Source organism: Gemmatimonadota bacterium, from assembly GCA_009838645.1.
Lineage (GTDB): Bacteria > JAAXHH01 > JAAXHH01 > JAAXHH01 > JAAXHH01 > JAAXHH01.
Genome location: VXRC01000047.1, coordinates 38,852 through 52,984 on the forward strand (window position 1 = coordinate 38,852; position 14,133 = coordinate 52,984).

The 14,133-nt window shown below is 63.6% G+C and carries 19 protein-coding genes; all 19 read left to right on the forward strand.

Going from position 1 to position 14,133, the window contains the following annotated elements; translation table 11 throughout:
* Positions 1 to 3 precede the first annotated feature (3 nt).
* On the forward strand, positions 4 to 522 hold the full coding sequence (ruvC, locus tag F4Y38_13145; GenBank protein ID MXY50227.1) for a crossover junction endodeoxyribonuclease RuvC: 519 nt from the start codon (positions 4 to 6) through the stop codon (positions 520 to 522).
* Positions 500 to 1,108, forward strand: a complete 609-nt coding sequence (gene ruvA / locus F4Y38_13150; GenBank protein MXY50228.1) for a Holliday junction branch migration protein RuvA — start codon at positions 500 to 502, stop codon at positions 1,106 to 1,108. The genes ruvC and ruvA overlap by 23 nt, the downstream gene beginning before the upstream one ends.
* Entirely contained in the window at positions 1,109 to 2,158 is a 1,050-nt protein-coding gene (gene ruvB, locus F4Y38_13155; protein ID MXY50229.1) for a Holliday junction branch migration DNA helicase RuvB, read from the forward strand.
* Positions 2,101 to 3,402 (forward strand): tRNA preQ1(34) S-adenosylmethionine ribosyltransferase-isomerase QueA, encoded by a 1,302-nt coding sequence (gene queA / locus F4Y38_13160; GenBank protein MXY50230.1) that lies wholly within the window; start codon positions 2,101 to 2,103, stop codon positions 3,400 to 3,402. Before ruvB ends, queA begins: the two co-directional genes overlap by 58 nt.
* 168 nt (positions 3,403 to 3,570) lie before the next feature.
* On the forward strand, positions 3,571 to 3,954 hold the full coding sequence (locus F4Y38_13165; protein ID MXY50231.1) for a hypothetical protein: 384 nt from the start codon (positions 3,571 to 3,573) through the stop codon (positions 3,952 to 3,954).
* Positions 3,955 to 4,160: 206 nt separating this feature from the next.
* Complete coding sequence (ispD, locus tag F4Y38_13170) at positions 4,161 to 4,859, forward strand: 2-C-methyl-D-erythritol 4-phosphate cytidylyltransferase (GenBank protein MXY50232.1); 699 nt, start codon at positions 4,161 to 4,163, stop codon at positions 4,857 to 4,859.
* 39 nt (positions 4,860 to 4,898) lie between these two features.
* Positions 4,899 to 5,390: a 2-C-methyl-D-erythritol 2,4-cyclodiphosphate synthase gene (locus F4Y38_13175; GenBank protein MXY50233.1), complete on the forward strand. Its 492-nt coding sequence runs from the start codon at positions 4,899 to 4,901 to the stop codon at positions 5,388 to 5,390.
* Positions 5,391 to 5,427: 37 nt separating this feature from the next.
* Positions 5,428 to 6,231: a ParA family protein gene (locus F4Y38_13180; GenBank protein ID MXY50234.1), complete on the forward strand. Its 804-nt coding sequence runs from the start codon at positions 5,428 to 5,430 to the stop codon at positions 6,229 to 6,231.
* Positions 6,182 to 7,042 carry a ParB/RepB/Spo0J family partition protein gene (locus F4Y38_13185; GenBank protein ID MXY50235.1) on the forward strand — a complete coding sequence of 287 codons (861 nt, stop codon included), beginning with the start codon at positions 6,182 to 6,184 and terminating at the stop codon, positions 7,040 to 7,042. The genes F4Y38_13180 and F4Y38_13185 overlap by 50 nt, the downstream gene beginning before the upstream one ends.
* Before the next feature lie 431 nt (positions 7,043 to 7,473).
* The gene (locus tag F4Y38_13190) at positions 7,474 to 8,142 is read left to right on the forward strand and encodes a M23 family metallopeptidase (GenBank protein MXY50236.1); all 669 of its coding nucleotides are present in this window, start codon (positions 7,474 to 7,476) and stop codon (positions 8,140 to 8,142) included.
* 42 nt (positions 8,143 to 8,184) lie between these two features.
* Entirely contained in the window at positions 8,185 to 8,649 is a 465-nt protein-coding gene (locus F4Y38_13195; protein ID MXY50237.1) for a hypothetical protein, read from the forward strand.
* Positions 8,650 to 8,659: 10 nt separating this feature from the next.
* Positions 8,660 to 8,929 carry an AtpZ/AtpI family protein gene (locus F4Y38_13200; protein ID MXY50238.1) on the forward strand — a complete coding sequence of 90 codons (270 nt, stop codon included), beginning with the start codon at positions 8,660 to 8,662 and terminating at the stop codon, positions 8,927 to 8,929.
* Positions 8,913 to 9,374 carry a hypothetical protein gene (locus F4Y38_13205; protein MXY50239.1) on the forward strand — a complete coding sequence of 154 codons (462 nt, stop codon included), beginning with the start codon at positions 8,913 to 8,915 and terminating at the stop codon, positions 9,372 to 9,374. Before F4Y38_13200 ends, F4Y38_13205 begins: the two co-directional genes overlap by 17 nt.
* A gap of 12 nt (positions 9,375 to 9,386) precedes the next feature.
* On the forward strand, positions 9,387 to 10,199 hold the full coding sequence (gene atpB / locus F4Y38_13210; GenBank protein ID MXY50240.1) for a F0F1 ATP synthase subunit A: 813 nt from the start codon (positions 9,387 to 9,389) through the stop codon (positions 10,197 to 10,199).
* 106 nt (positions 10,200 to 10,305) lie between these two features.
* Complete coding sequence (locus F4Y38_13215; GenBank protein ID MXY50241.1) at positions 10,306 to 10,566, forward strand: ATP synthase F0 subunit C; 261 nt, start codon at positions 10,306 to 10,308, stop codon at positions 10,564 to 10,566.
* Between the two features lie 67 nt (positions 10,567 to 10,633).
* On the forward strand, positions 10,634 to 11,140 hold the full coding sequence (atpF, locus tag F4Y38_13220) for a F0F1 ATP synthase subunit B (protein MXY50242.1): 507 nt from the start codon (positions 10,634 to 10,636) through the stop codon (positions 11,138 to 11,140).
* Between the two features lie 7 nt (positions 11,141 to 11,147).
* Positions 11,148 to 11,690, forward strand: a complete 543-nt coding sequence (atpH, locus tag F4Y38_13225; GenBank protein ID MXY50243.1) for an ATP synthase F1 subunit delta — start codon at positions 11,148 to 11,150, stop codon at positions 11,688 to 11,690.
* A gap of 33 nt (positions 11,691 to 11,723) precedes the next feature.
* Positions 11,724 to 13,241, forward strand: a complete 1,518-nt coding sequence (locus F4Y38_13230; GenBank protein MXY50244.1) for a F0F1 ATP synthase subunit alpha — start codon at positions 11,724 to 11,726, stop codon at positions 13,239 to 13,241.
* A 10-nt stretch (positions 13,242 to 13,251) separates the two neighbouring features.
* The gene (atpG, locus tag F4Y38_13235; protein ID MXY50245.1) at positions 13,252 to 14,106 is read left to right on the forward strand and encodes an ATP synthase F1 subunit gamma; all 855 of its coding nucleotides are present in this window, start codon (positions 13,252 to 13,254) and stop codon (positions 14,104 to 14,106) included.
* Positions 14,107 to 14,133 lie beyond the last annotated feature (27 nt).

Here is a 14,133-nt window from a genome sequence, read left to right on the forward strand (position 1 = left end):
TCCATGATCATCCTCGGAATCGATCCGGGCAGCGTGATTACGGGATACGGCGTGATCGAGGCCCGGGGCAGGCAGTACCGGTTGCTGGACCAGGGCGTGTTGCGTCCGGGTTCGCGCAAGGCCCTCGCGGACCGGCTCAAGGTCATCTACGACGGCCTGTGCGAGGTCATCGACCGGAACCACCCGGAACTGGTGGCCGTCGAGTCCACCTTCGGCGGCCGTTTCCCCAGGGCGGCCCTCGTACTGGGCCATGCCCGGGGCGTCGCCCTCCTGGCCGCGGCGAACCGGGGACTGCAGGTCTGGGAATACGCCCCGCGCGAAGTGAAATCGGCCATCGTCCGCGCGGGAGGCGCATCGAAGCAGCAGGTACAGTACATGGTCAGCGCGATGCTGAACCTCGACCGCGGCCCCGGCCGGGAACACCTGCCGGAGGACGCGTCGGATGCGCTGGCCGTCGCCATCTGCCACTATCACAGGGTAACCGGAGGGAACAAGGCGGTTGATCGCATTCATCGAAGGTGAACTGGTCGACAAGCAGCCCGACGCCATAACGGTGTCCGTCGGCGGGATCGGCCTGCAAATGTTCGTCCCCCTTTCCACGCTTGAGGCACTGGGTCCCGCGCGTTCGCAGGTCCGCGTGGAAACGGTGCTGCATGCGCGGGAGGACGGCATGCAGCTCTACGGTTTCGCGACCGCGGAGGAGAAGCGCCTATTCGAGGTGCTGATCACCCTGCCCGGCATCGGTCCCGGCGTGGCCCTGAACATCCTCTCCGGCGCGACGGTCTCCGAGTTCACCGCGGCCATCATCAACGAAGACATCGGGAAACTGGTCTCGCTGCCCAAGATCGGCCGGAAGACCGCGCAGCGGCTGATCATGGAACTGCGCGACAAGCTGGCCGCCATGGATACCGGCGGAACGCAGCCGCTGCCCGTGGCTCCGGCGGGAGAGGCCCCCGAAGTGGACGACGCCATCACGGGCCTGGTTTCCCTGGGCCTCGATCATCCCGAAGCGCGCAGGCAGGTCATCCGCGTGCTGTCCGAAAGCGCGGAGACGCCCGTCGCGGAGGAAATCATCCGAACGGTGCTTAAAAATCAGAAAAGGCAATAGATGGACGAACGGGACTTCCCGCTTACCGACCCCGACCGGCTCGATGAGGATGCCGAGTTCGACCGCGCGCTGCGGCCGGGCCGTTTCGATGAATTCCCCGGGCAGGAAAAGGCCAAGGCGGAGCTGCAACTCTACATCGAGGCCGCGAAGACCCGTGGCGAGAACCACATCGACCACGTGCTGCTCCACGGGCCGCCCGGACTGGGCAAGACCACGCTGGCCACCATTCTCGCCAACGAGATGGGCGTGGAGATCCGTCAGACCGCCGGGCCGGTGCTGGACAAGCCGGCCGACCTGGCGGGCCTGCTGACCAACCTGCAGCCGGGAGACGTGTTCTTCATCGACGAGATCCATCGCCTGAACCACGTGGTGGAAGAGCACATGTACGCTGCGATGGAGGATTTCAAGATCGACATCCTCGTGGACCGCGGACCGAACGCCCGTTCCCTCGCCCTCAACCTGGACCATTTCACCCTGGTGGGCGCGACGACACGCACGGGCCTGCTCACGGCGCCGCTCCTGGCGCGATTCGGGATCCCCATCCGCCTCGATTTCTACACGCCGGACGAGCTTTACCTGATCGTTGCGCGGGCGGCGGAAATCATTGGCGTGGAGACCGACGAGTCCGGTGCGATGGAGATCGCCCTGCGGTCCAGGGGAACCCCCCGGATCGCCAACCGGTACCTGAAGCGGGTGCGGGACTACGCCCAGGTCAAGCGTGACGGCCGCATCACCGGAGAGACCGCGAAGGCCGCCTTCGAGATGCTGGGCGTGGACCACATGGGGCTGGACGACATGAACCGGCTGATCCTCACGACCATCATCGAAAAGTACGAGGGCGGTCCCGTGGGCCTGAACACGTTGGCCGTGGCCGTGGGCGAGGAGAGCGGTACGCTCGAGGAGGTGTACGAGCCCTTCCTCATCGTCCAGGGACTGATCAAGCGCACCCCCCGGGGCAGGGTGGCCACCGAGCTGGCGTACAACCACCTGGGATTCGCCGGACCGCCCGCGCCGCCCAGGCCGCAGGCCGGACTGTTCGACAATCCGTGAATCTTTCCGAATTCGACTATTCCCTGCCGGAAGACCTGATCGCCCAATACCCCGCCGAACCCCGCGACACGTCGAGGCTGATGGTGGTGCACCGCGACGGCGGCGAGATCGAACACCGGACCTTCCGGGATATCGTCGACTACCTGGCCCCGGCCGACACGCTGGTGCTCAACCGGACGCGGGTGATGGCGGCCAGGCTCCGTGGTGTGCGGCTGGAAACCGGCGGCAGGGTTGAAGTCGTACTGATTCGCCCGTTCCGCCCGTTCCGCCCGTTCCCCGAAACCGAGCCCGCCGGCGCATCCGCACCCGCCGGCGCATCCACTCAAGCCCGCACATCCTCTCCAGCCCGCGTATCTGCGCAAGCGCGCGAAAACCGGCCGGCCCACAGTATCGGACTCGACCACTGGGAAGCGCTGCTGAAACCGGGCGCACGGCTCGCGAAAGGGACGCGCCTGGAACTGGAGGGCGGCGTCCTGACCGCTACCGTGGAGGACGCCCCGGGGAAGGAGATTCGTCGCATCCGTTTCGAAGGGGACGCGGACGTGGTCCGGGTCATCGAGCAGGTGGGCCGCACGCCGCTGCCGCCCTACATACGGCGCGCGCCGGACGCGGAGGACGCGAAGGACCGGGACCGCTACCAGACGGTTTACGCGGAGGAATACGGCGCCGTGGCCGCGCCTACGGCCGGACTGCATTTCACGGCGCCCCTGCTGGATCGCATCCGTTGGCGGGGCACGGCAGTGGTGCCGGTCCTGCTCCACGTCGGGCCGGGAACGTTCCAGCCGATCCGCGCCGCCGCCGTGGAGGACCACGAGATGGACGCGGAATACTACCGGGTGGAAGCGCGCCAGGCGGAAACGATCCAGCGCAGGCGGTCCAAGGGGCGGGTGTTCGCCGTGGGGACCACGACCGTGCGCGTCCTGGAGACAATTGCGGCGGGAAGCGGCAGCGCGGGAAGATCCGGGGGCGAGTCTAGGCCAGGCGGACCGGGCGGCGCAACCGAAGGGGCCGATTCCATACTCGAACCTTGCCGGTACGAAGGCCTTACCCGGTGTTTTATCTATCCTCCCTACGAGTTCAAGCTGGTCGACGCGCTGCTGACGAATTTCCACCTTCCGAAATCGACGCTCCTGTTGCTGGTCAGCGCCTTTGCCGGCAGGGAGTTGATTCTTTCCGCGTACGAGGAAGCGGTCCGGGAGAAATACCGGTTCTACAGTTATGGCGACGCCATGCTGATCGTCTGAGTTAATTCAAACAATTAAACATCAAAACTCTTTACTTTAACGTTTATGCTCATATTTTACTCATCGGAAACAGATGGCCATTTGATTATCCGATGAGTGCCGTACCCTATTGTTCGCGGCTGTCAAATCCGGCGCCGTTTCAGGCGGCCTTAACCAACGAGGGCGGACATGACCCTTGACGAGATCGGCGCGGCGGCCGCGTCCCGCGAGTATGTCGGCCTTATCGATCCCCTGGCAGATGCCATCATCCTGGTTTGCGCCTTGCTGGCCATCTTCTTAACCTGGCGCGCCTGGAACCGGCGGCCCCCTATTGGCGCGGTTCCGACCACGCCCTGGCCTGGAGATAGTGCGGATTCCGCCCGAGACCAGGGCAATCCGGCCCGGGACCGGGGTCCGGTCCGTTTCCGCAAGATCCGTCGCGTCGAGGACGCCGTAAAATGGGCCCGCGCCATGCTGTGGCGTGCCTTTGTATTGGCGTTTTTCGTCGGGGCGATCCTCACGGCCGGAACCTCCGGAAGCCTGCTGGCCTGGTGGTATCTGGGCGGCCCCTGATCCGGGGATGGAAGATCCTCGCGCCGGATTTTGAATCGATCCCCAAAATAACATTCAAATTCCTTCACGCGATCGCTTTAATTAGTATTCATTAGAGCAGGATCGTCGCAGAGCGCGTGAACGATCGTTTTTGCGGCTCGCAAATTGCACGCGTCCCCCGGCACCCGCGCCCGACGCTCGATTCGGCTCGGAAGGAGGCATTGCCGTTGAATTCGGTCATGGGCATCATACCCGCCGCCGGAACCGGCCTGCGCATGCGGTCGGTCGAGGAGAAACCGTATATCGCGATCGGCGGAAGGTCGATCCTGACCCATACCCTCGCCGTCTTCGAGGCGTGCCCGGCCGTGGATGGATACGTGCTGGTGGTTGAGCCCTCCCGGCAGACTTCGTGCATGGCACACCTCGCCGAGGCGGGCGGTGCCTATCCGAAGCTGGCCGGTGTGGTCGCCGGCGGAAGCACGCGCCAGGACTCGGTGTACCGCGGCCTGATGGCCCTTGACGAGGGCACCGGGTCCGTGCTGATTCACGACGCGGCGCGGCCCTGCGTCGAACAGGACGCGCTCGAAGCGTCCGTCCTCGGGGGCGCCAGGCACGGCGCCGTGATCTCGGCCACTCCGGCCACGGATACGATGAAGATTATCCGCGACGGCGTGGTCGAGGCGACACCGGACCGGTCGGCGCTCTGGCGGGCGCAGACCCCGCAGACCTTCGCATACCGGATCCTGCGGTCGGCCCATGAACGGGCCCGCGAAGAAGGCTACGTGGGTACCGACGACGCCGAACTGGTGGAACGGGCCGGATACGTGGTGCGGGTGCTGGAGGGCAGTCCGGACAACATCAAGGTGACCACGGCGGAAGACCTGGAAATCGCCGAGCGCATATTACGGCGGCAGGGGCGGATCTGACGGTGCGGCAACCGAAAACAGACGAACGGGGTATTGGACATGGATGACATTCGCGTGGGTACCGGTTACGACGTCCACGCCTTCGCGGAAGGCAGGCCCCTCGTGCTGGGCGGCGTGACCATTCCCCATGAACGCGGGCTGCAGGGCCACTCGGACGCGGACGTGCTGTCGCACGCCATTGGCGACGCTATGCTGGGCGCGGCCGGGCTGGGCGATATAGGGACTCACTTCCCGGATACCGACGCCCGTTATCGCGGGATTTCCAGCCTCGTGCTGCTCCAACGGATTATTGACGCACTGGGCGAATCCGGTTATACTGTAACGAATGTGGACGCCACCGTCGTCGCGGAACGTCCGAAACTGTCGCCTTTCGTGCCGCGGATGCGCGACCGGATCGGCGAAGCCCTCGGACTCCCGGAAGACCGCGTGTCGATCAAGGCCACAACTTCAGAAAGACTCGGATTCACGGGACGGGAAGAAGGCATCGCGGCCCTCGCCGTGGTACTGATCCGTTCCGCTGACGGCGGGTGATTTGCGTTTTACGAGTGACGGCGGGTGATTTGCGTTTATGGGCAAGGTCATTTCGATAGCGAATCAGAAGGGCGGGGTGGGCAAGACGACGACGTCCGTCAACCTGTCCGCCTGCCTGGGCGTCGCGGAGAAGAAGACGCTGCTGGTCGACCTGGATCCGCAGTCGAACGCCACGTCGGGACTCGGCCTGCAGGACCGGACGCTGGACGTAACGATTTACGAAGTCCTGCTGGACGAGCGCGACATCGGGGAAGCCGTCCAGCAGACCGAGATCCCCGCGCTCCACGCCGTCCCGGCCCATCGACGGCTGGTCGGCGCCGAAATCGAGTTGGTATCGGCCATCGCCCGGGAACGGAAACTGGAAGAGGCGATCAAGCCCATACGCGACGAGTACGAGTACATCCTGATCGATTGCCCGCCCTCCCTGAGCCTGCTCACCCTGAACGCCCTCACGGCGGCCGACTCGGTGTTGATTCCCATACAGTGCGAGTATTACGCCCTCGAGGGGCTCGGGCAGTTGCTCAATTCGATCCGGAAGATCCAGAAGCACCTGAACCGCAACCTGAAGATCGAAGGCATCCTCCTGACGATGTACGACAGGCGCCTCAACCTCTCGAGACAGATCGAGGTGGAAGCCAAGCAGTATTTCGCGGACAAGGTCTACCAGACCACCATCCCGAGAAACGTCCGGTTGAGCGAAGCGCCGAGTTTCGGGAGTCCGATTATCCTCTACGATATTCTCTCGTCTGGCGCGGAAAGCTATATGAATCTGGCCAGGGAGGTGATGGCCAATGGCAGCCAGGAAAGCGCTGGGACGGGGGCTGGAAGCGCTGATCCCTGACCTTCCGGACGACCAGGAAGGACGGCAAAGCGTGCTCCAGGTGCCGATAGACCGGATATCGGCCAATCCCTACCAACCGAGGCAGTCCTTCGACCAGGCCAGGCTCGACGAACTGGCCCGGTCCATCCTCGAAAAGGGTGTAATCCAGCCGGTGACCGTCCGCCGGAAGAACGGGCAGGAAGAATACGAACTGATCGCCGGGGAACGGAGGCTGCGGGCCGCCAGGCAAACGGGCTACCAGACCATACCGGCCATCGTCATGGCGGTTTCATCTCCCGAAGAAATGATGGAACTGTCGCTGATCGAGAACATCCAGCGGGACGACCTGAACCCGATCCACGAAGCCCGGGCGTACCTTCGGCTGCAGGAAGAATGCCACCTCACCCAGGAGGAAGTCGCCACACGCGTGGGGAAGAACAGGACGACGGTGGCCAACACGCTCCGGCTGCTGAAACTGCCGGCCGAGGTCCAGAAGTGCCTCCTGGCCGACGAAATCACCATGGGCCACGCGCGGGCGCTGCTCGGCCTGGAAAACCGTACGGAACAGGCCGAGTTGTGCAAGCAGGTCGTAAAGAAGGGCCTGTCCGTCCGCAAGGTGGAAGAACTGGTCAAGAAACGCTTCGAGGAGAAGCGGGAAAGCACACCGGCGCGCAAGCCCCACGACGTCGCGGCCGCCGAGTCCATCATGCAGCGCATACTCGGCACGAAGGTGAACATCAATCGCAGGCAGCACAAGGGGAAGATCGAAATCGAGTTCTATTCCACGGACGACCTGAACCGCATCCTCGAACTGCTGAAAGTCCGACTGTGAGACGCGCCTGACCCCATACACGCCACACGCCTGTTCAGCCCCGTTATTTTGCCGATATCCGTTGACTTTCAGTGCCGGCGACCTATATTTATCCTGTTGCGCCGAATCCGTCGAGAGGCGTGACGGAACAAGGAGGTACGCACGTATCCGGGGCGGTGTCGGCCATGTTCAGAGTGCACTGGATGACATTGGTTTTCGTCTCCGACCGATCGGGCCGGGCGCACGAACTGCGCATGCCGCGGTTCCTGTTCGGCGCGCTCGTCGTGGTGATCGGCCTGTGCGTACTCGCGCCGGTGGCTGTCCTGGTCCTTCCAGCGGGTATAGCCGACGTTACTTTCGGCTATTCCTTGAAGGAACAGATGAGGTCGGTTGAGGACAAGTCCACGGAACTCGCCCGGCAACTGGAAGAAGTGAAAGAGACCGTCCGAACCATTCGCAGGCTGGCGGGCGTAGAGTCGATCGATTCGGGATACCTGGCCGGCGTGGACGATGAAACCGGCCATCGGCCGGCCTGGTCCACTTTGGCCGCCCACCGGGACGGGCTGCCCTTCCTGGCGGATGACGGCCTTCCGGCGGGGGCTGCGGCCAGCCTGGTCAGCCTGGCCGGCCAGGGCGCCCTTTCTACGACGGCCGGCGCGGCCGACGCGGAAAGCGAAAGCGCGGCGCTGTTCCGGTACGTGCCGTCCATATGGCCCGTGGCGGGCTGGGTGACCCGGGAGTTTCAGTCCGGGGAAGACTCGATCGTCGCGACGCATTTCGGCCTGGACGTCGCCGCCCGCGAAAGTACGCCGGTCGTGTCCACGGCCGACGGGATCGTGACGTTCGCGGACTGGGACCAGAACCTGGGCTGGCTGGTCAAGATCGATCACGGATATGATATGTCGACGTATTACGGTCACAATTCCAGGCTGCGCGTCGACCGCGGCCAGGCGGTCCGCAGAGGACAGATCATCGCCCTGGTCGGGAACACGGGCCGAAGCACGGCGCCGCATCTGCATTACGAGGTCTGGAAAGACGACGTTCCCGTAGATCCCCGCGGCTACCTGCCCGAGGTCATCCACTGGGACGATCTGCTGTTGAGCTTGCGAACGCAACGCTGACGCGTGCGGATCTTCAGGCGCGGGGCGATTCAGGAGCGCGGTATGACGATCATTGCCAAAGGCGCTGAAATGAACGGCTCGATGGACATAGAGGGCAATGTCCGGGTAGACGGCACCGTGCACGGCGACGTGAGAGCCACCGAAGGGGTCGAGGTCGGCAAGACCGGCCGGATCGTAGGATCGACCATAGAATCCAAGACCGCGGTCATTCATGGTTACGTGGAAAGCCACCTTATCGTATCGCAGCACATTCTCCTGGGCGGCAAATCCACCCTGGTCGGCGACCTGAAGACCAAGACCCTCGTCATCGAGGAAGGAGCGGTATTCCACGGGAATTCGGCCATGGCGGAAGAACTCGCCGGATCGGACCAGGTGAGCCAGCCGAACAAGGCTAACCAGACGAAGCAGACGAAGCAGACGAATCAGGCGGACCGCGCGGACGGCGCGGACGGCGGAGACGCCGCCGCATCCGGTACGACCGGGACTCGAAATACCTACGAGCGTTAACTGATGGTCTATGGCACGGGACACGCAGGGCAAATGGCAGTACATGAGGGAAGCCGGGGAGCTCGCCGTAATCGGCCTGACTCTGGTGTTCGCCACCGCGATCGGGTACTTCCTGGGTCACCAGGTCGAACGGGTCTGGCCTGAGTGGAAGCCCTGGGGCGGCGTCGTCGGCGCCATGCTCGGGGTCGTGGCCGGGTTCCTGGAGATGGCGAGGACGCTGAAACGGCTGAACAGGAAGATCGAAGCGGCGGAACGGGAGAGAGATGGCGCAAACCACTGAACATGACGGCGAGCCGCTGAGGCGGTTCCTGCCCCGCGTCTACCGGATCTGCGCCGTGCTGACCATCGTCGGCACCATCGCGGCGCGGGTGGCGGGCGCGGACCTGCTTGCCGTCAATTTCTTCGTCGGGTCGCTGATCGGGCTGACCATGCTCTACGTCACGGCCTGGCTGGTCCGCCGTTTCGTGACGCCCGGCGAGCAGATCAAGCGGAACCGCAACAAGCTGTTCCTGCTGCTGATGGCCAAGCTGCCGCTGCTGGGGATCGTACTTTATTTCGTGACGTCGGGGAACTGGTTCCACCCCATCGGGTTGCTGACGGGCGTGTCCCTGATTCCCTTCACGCTGACCCTGTGCGGACTCGTCCTGGTCATGAGACAGGGTTCATCGGATAATCGGGCAGACTGGACCGCCGTGTTGAGCAAGCCGAAGCGGTCTTTCCGGTAAGGAGGTTGTCCTTTGACTGGTCCGTGGTCGAGTGTCCTCTCTCTGGAGATGGCGACCGAGGGAGGAAGCGGTGAAGCGCACTACTCGATTCTACATGGTATATTTTACCTGCTGGGCCCGCTGGCCGATTGGATCCCCCAACCCGTCAGGCAGCCGGATCTCCTGCTGAATACCCTGCTCGTCTTCGTCATTGTCCTCGTTCTCGTAACCATCGCGGTAAGAACGTTCAAGCGCATACCCGAAGGCTCGGTCCAGACGCTATTCGAAATGGCCGTCGAAGGACTGACCGGCTTCTTCCTCAATATCGTCGGGGAGCGCGGCAGGAAGTACATTCCCTTTTTCGCCTCCTTCTTCATCTACATCTGGTTCATGAACATGCTGGGCGTCATACCCGGTATGCAGTCGCCCACCGCCGATCTGAACACCACCCTCGGATTCGCCCTGATCTCCATCGTCTCGGCCCATCTCATCGGCCTGCGCGAGATCGGACTCAAGGCCTATCTCTGGCATTTCTGGGGCGAACCCAAGTGGATGGGCGTGCTCATGTGCCCGCTTCATATCGTTGGCGAGTTCGCCAAGGTCATCTCCCTGTCGATCCGCCTCTTCGGAAACGTGTTCGGAGAAGAGATGATCGTACTGGTGCTTCTGGGCTTGTCCCCGGTCTTCCTTATTGGCGCCCTCGAGGTGCCCTTCGTGCCGATGCAGGTTCCGATGTTGATGTTCGGCGTATTTTCGGGGACGGTCCAGGCGATGATCTTCTCGGTGCTGAGCGCCGTGTACGTGGCCCAGTTCCTGGATCACGACCACGGGGAGGAAGACCACTGATAGGGAGGAAGACCACTGATTCTGACATCACGGATTCTGTTATTGATGTTTGATTTGTTGTAGTTCAATCTCCATTCCGAAAGGAGCTCGCTTCATGCTGTACTACATGGGTTTAGGACTTGGCGTGGCGCTGGCCGTTTCCGTAGCGGCCATCGGCTCGGGTGTCGGTCAGGGGATCGCGACCGGTCTGGCCTGTCAGGGCATTTCCCGTCAACCCGAATCCGCCGGCCGTATCCAGCTGGTGTTGATCATCGGCCTGGCGTTCATGGAATCGCTGGCGATCTACGGCCTGCTGGTGTTCTTCATGCTCCAGGGCCAGTTGCCGTCCTTCGAACAGGTCATGGAACTGAGCCGCCTCGCCCAGTAGCAGTCAAGCGGCTTGCGGCGCGCGCCTGTTAAGGAGCGTGCCGCCGGCGTTCGAAGGAGCATAGCGCGTGTTAGATATCCTGCACGATCTTGGCATTGACCTGAGCACCCTGATCATCCAGATGATCGGGTTCGCCGTCCTGTTCTTCGTCCTGAGGAAGTATGTCTTCGGCATGATCGCCCAGGCCATCGAAGACAGGAAACGGGATATCCGCGACCGCATGGAGGGACTGGACGCGGACCGGGCGGAATTGGACCGTCTGCACGAGGAAGCCAGGCGGCGGCTCGAGGACATCGAGACCGAGGCCCGCGAGAAGATGCAGGCCGCGGTCGACCAGGCCAACGCGGAACGGGGCCGGATCCTCGAGCATACCCAGCAGGAAGCGGAGCGCGAGCTCGAGAAGGCGCGCAACACGATCCGGCGCGAGAAGGAATACGCCGTGGCCGAACTGCGCGCGCAGGTGGGCGATCTGGCGGTGGAAATCGCGGGCAGGATCCTGAACAGCACCCTGGACGCGACGGAACACCGGAAGGTCGTGGACGAGTTCATCGCTCAGATGCCTTCAAAGGAATAAGGGACCGATGGCCAGCAAGTCAGACATCGCATACCGCTACGCCGGGGCGTGGCTGGAAGCCGCGGCGGAAACAGATACCCTGGACGCGGTGCGCGGGGAAATCACGGCTTTCGAGCAGTTGTGCCGGGACTCGCAACCCTTCGTGGACTTCATCACGGACAAGGTCATACCCGCCGACGTAAAGCAACGCATGCTGGGTGAGATATTCGAAGGAAAAGTCCAGGACATCACACTCAATTTCCTCTATCTGCTGGCTTCCAGGCGGCGGGCGCGCAACCTGCCGGAGATCCTGGACGCCTGCCGCACCATCCTGGACGAATGGGACGGCATCGTAAACGCGGACGTCGTGAGCGCGGTGGCGCTGACCGACGGGCAGGAAGACGACTTGAAAAACAGGCTGGAAGCGCAGACAGGGCAGCGCGTTCGTATGCGGACCACGGTAAACGAAGACCTGATCGGAGGATTCGTGGTGCGCGTGGGCGACCAGGTGTTCGACAGCAGCCTGGCGACCCAGCTCCAGCGGGTCCGGCAGGCGCTCGTTCGAAAATGACCTTCGATGGAGAAGACAATGGCGTTTGATGAAATAGCAATTCGTGCGGACGAGGTCTCCGAACTCCTCAAGCAGCAGGTGCTCGACTTCAAGCGAGAGGTCGACATCTACGAAACGGGTACCGCGCTCCAGGTGGGCGACGGGATTGCCCGCGTGCAGGGCCTCTCCAACGTGATGGCGAACGAACTGGTCGAGTTCCCCAACGACGTGGTGGGCATGGTGCTCAATCTTGAAGAAGATAACGTCGGGTGCATCCTCTTCGGGGACGACCAGCTGATCAAGGAGGGCGATCCGGTCAAGCGGACGGGGCGGATCGTCGAGTGCGCCGTGGGCGACGGCCTGCTGGGCCGCGTGGTGGATTCCCTGGGCCGGCCGATAGATGGGAAGGGACCGGTCGTAGACGCGGACTCTCGCCCGATCGAGGCGAAGGCCCCCGGCGTGGTGCAGCGCCAGCCCGTGAACGAACCCATGTATACCGGCCTGAAGGTGATCGACAGCATGTTCCCCATCGGAAGGGGGCAGCGCGAGTTGATCATCGGCGACCGGCAGACGGGCAAGACGGCCGTGGCCCTGGACGCCATCATCAATCAGAAGGGCCAGGACGTGGTCTGCATCTACGTCGCCGTCGGCCAGAAGGGTTCCACGATCGCCAAGACGGTGGCGACCCTTGAAGAACACGGCGCCATGGAGTACACCACCGTGGTCGTGGCCTCGGCCAGCACGCCGGCGCCGATGCAGTTCCTGGCGCCCTACGGCGGCGCGACCATGGGCGAGCACTACCGCGACAACGGCAAGCACGCCCTCGTCATCTACGACGATCTGACCAAGCACGCGGTGGCCTACCGGCAGTTGTCGCTGAACCTGCGGCGGCCGCCGGGCCGCGAAGCCTATCCGGGGGACGTGTTCTACCTCCACTCCCGGCTCCTGGAGCGGGCGGCCAAGATGAGCGACGAATACGGTTCCGGATCGCTGACCGCGCTGCCCGTCATCGAGACCCAGTTCGGCGACGTGTCGACCTACATTCCGACCAACGTGATTTCCATCACCGACGGTCAGATCTTCCTGGAATCCAACCTGTTCTTCGCCGGTCAACGGCCGGCGGTGAACGTGGGCTTGTCGGTTTCCCGCGTGGGAGGCGCCGCGCAGATCAAGGCGATGAAATCGCGCCAGGTCGCCGGGTTGCTGAGAACGTCGCTGGCCCGGTACCGCGAACTGGAGGCCTTCGCCCGGTTCGGCACGTCGGGCCTGGACCAGACCACGCAGCGGGAGCTTCATCTGGGCGAGCGGCTGGTCGAACTGCTCAAGCAGCCCCAGTACCGGCCCATGGCGGTCGAGGAACAGATCCTCTCGCTCTACGTGGGCGTCAACGGGATGTTGAACGACCTCGAGGTGGGCGAGGTGCAGCCCTTCGTGGCGGCCTTCCTCCAGCACATGGAGACGCATCATTCGGACGTGGGCCGCGAGATCCGGGAGACCAGGGAACTGAGCGAAGACACCGAGCAGCGCATCCGGAGCGCGGTCGAGGAATTCAGCAAGACGTACAACGTGTAGAAAGGGCAACATGCCGTCACTTCGCGAAATCAGGCGACGCATCGCGAGCACGAAGGACATCCAGAAGATCACGCGGGCCATGCAGACGGTGGCCGGCGTCCGCCTGCGCCGGGCGCAGAGCCGGCTGTTCGCCGCCCGTCCCTACGCCCGCAAGCTGGATGAGATGATGAAGCACCTGGCGGCGCAGACGGCCGACGAGCGGCATCCGCTCATGACCTCCCGCGAGGTGAAGGCCTCCGCGCTGATCGTCGTGACGGCCGACCGCGGATTCTGCGGAGGGTTCAATTCGAACGTCGTGCGCCGCGCCCTGGAAAGCGTCCGGGAGGGTTCGCCGACACCCGCGCTGTTCTGCGTAGGACGCAAAGGTTCGGATACGCTTTCCCGCCAGCGGCTGGAGATCCTGTCCAGCCATACCAACGTGTTCCAGGCGCTGGAATACGCCCAGGCCGGCGAGATCGCCGACGAGGTGACCGGGCTCTTTACGCGCGGCACGGTCGACCGGGTGGATATGCTCTACAACGAGTTCAAGTCCGCCGGGCAGCAGAGCCTCGTGACCGAGCAACTGCTCCCCGTGCCGCCCATGGCGGTTGAGGACGATCCGGGGTTCACCGGCTACGTGTACGAGCCGTCGCAGCCCCTGCTCCTGAACGACCTGCTGCCACAGCATCTCCGATTCCAGCTCTGGCGCGTGTTGCTCGAATCCAACACAGCGGAAGAAGCCGCCCGCATGATGGCCATGGACAACGCCACCCGAAACGCGAGCGACCTGATCGACGAACTGACCCTGACGGCCAACAAGATCCGCCAGGAAACCATTACATCCGAACTGATGGACATCGTGGGCGGCGCCGAAGCGCTGAAGTAACGCCAGGACGGCCGTCCGCTGACCGGG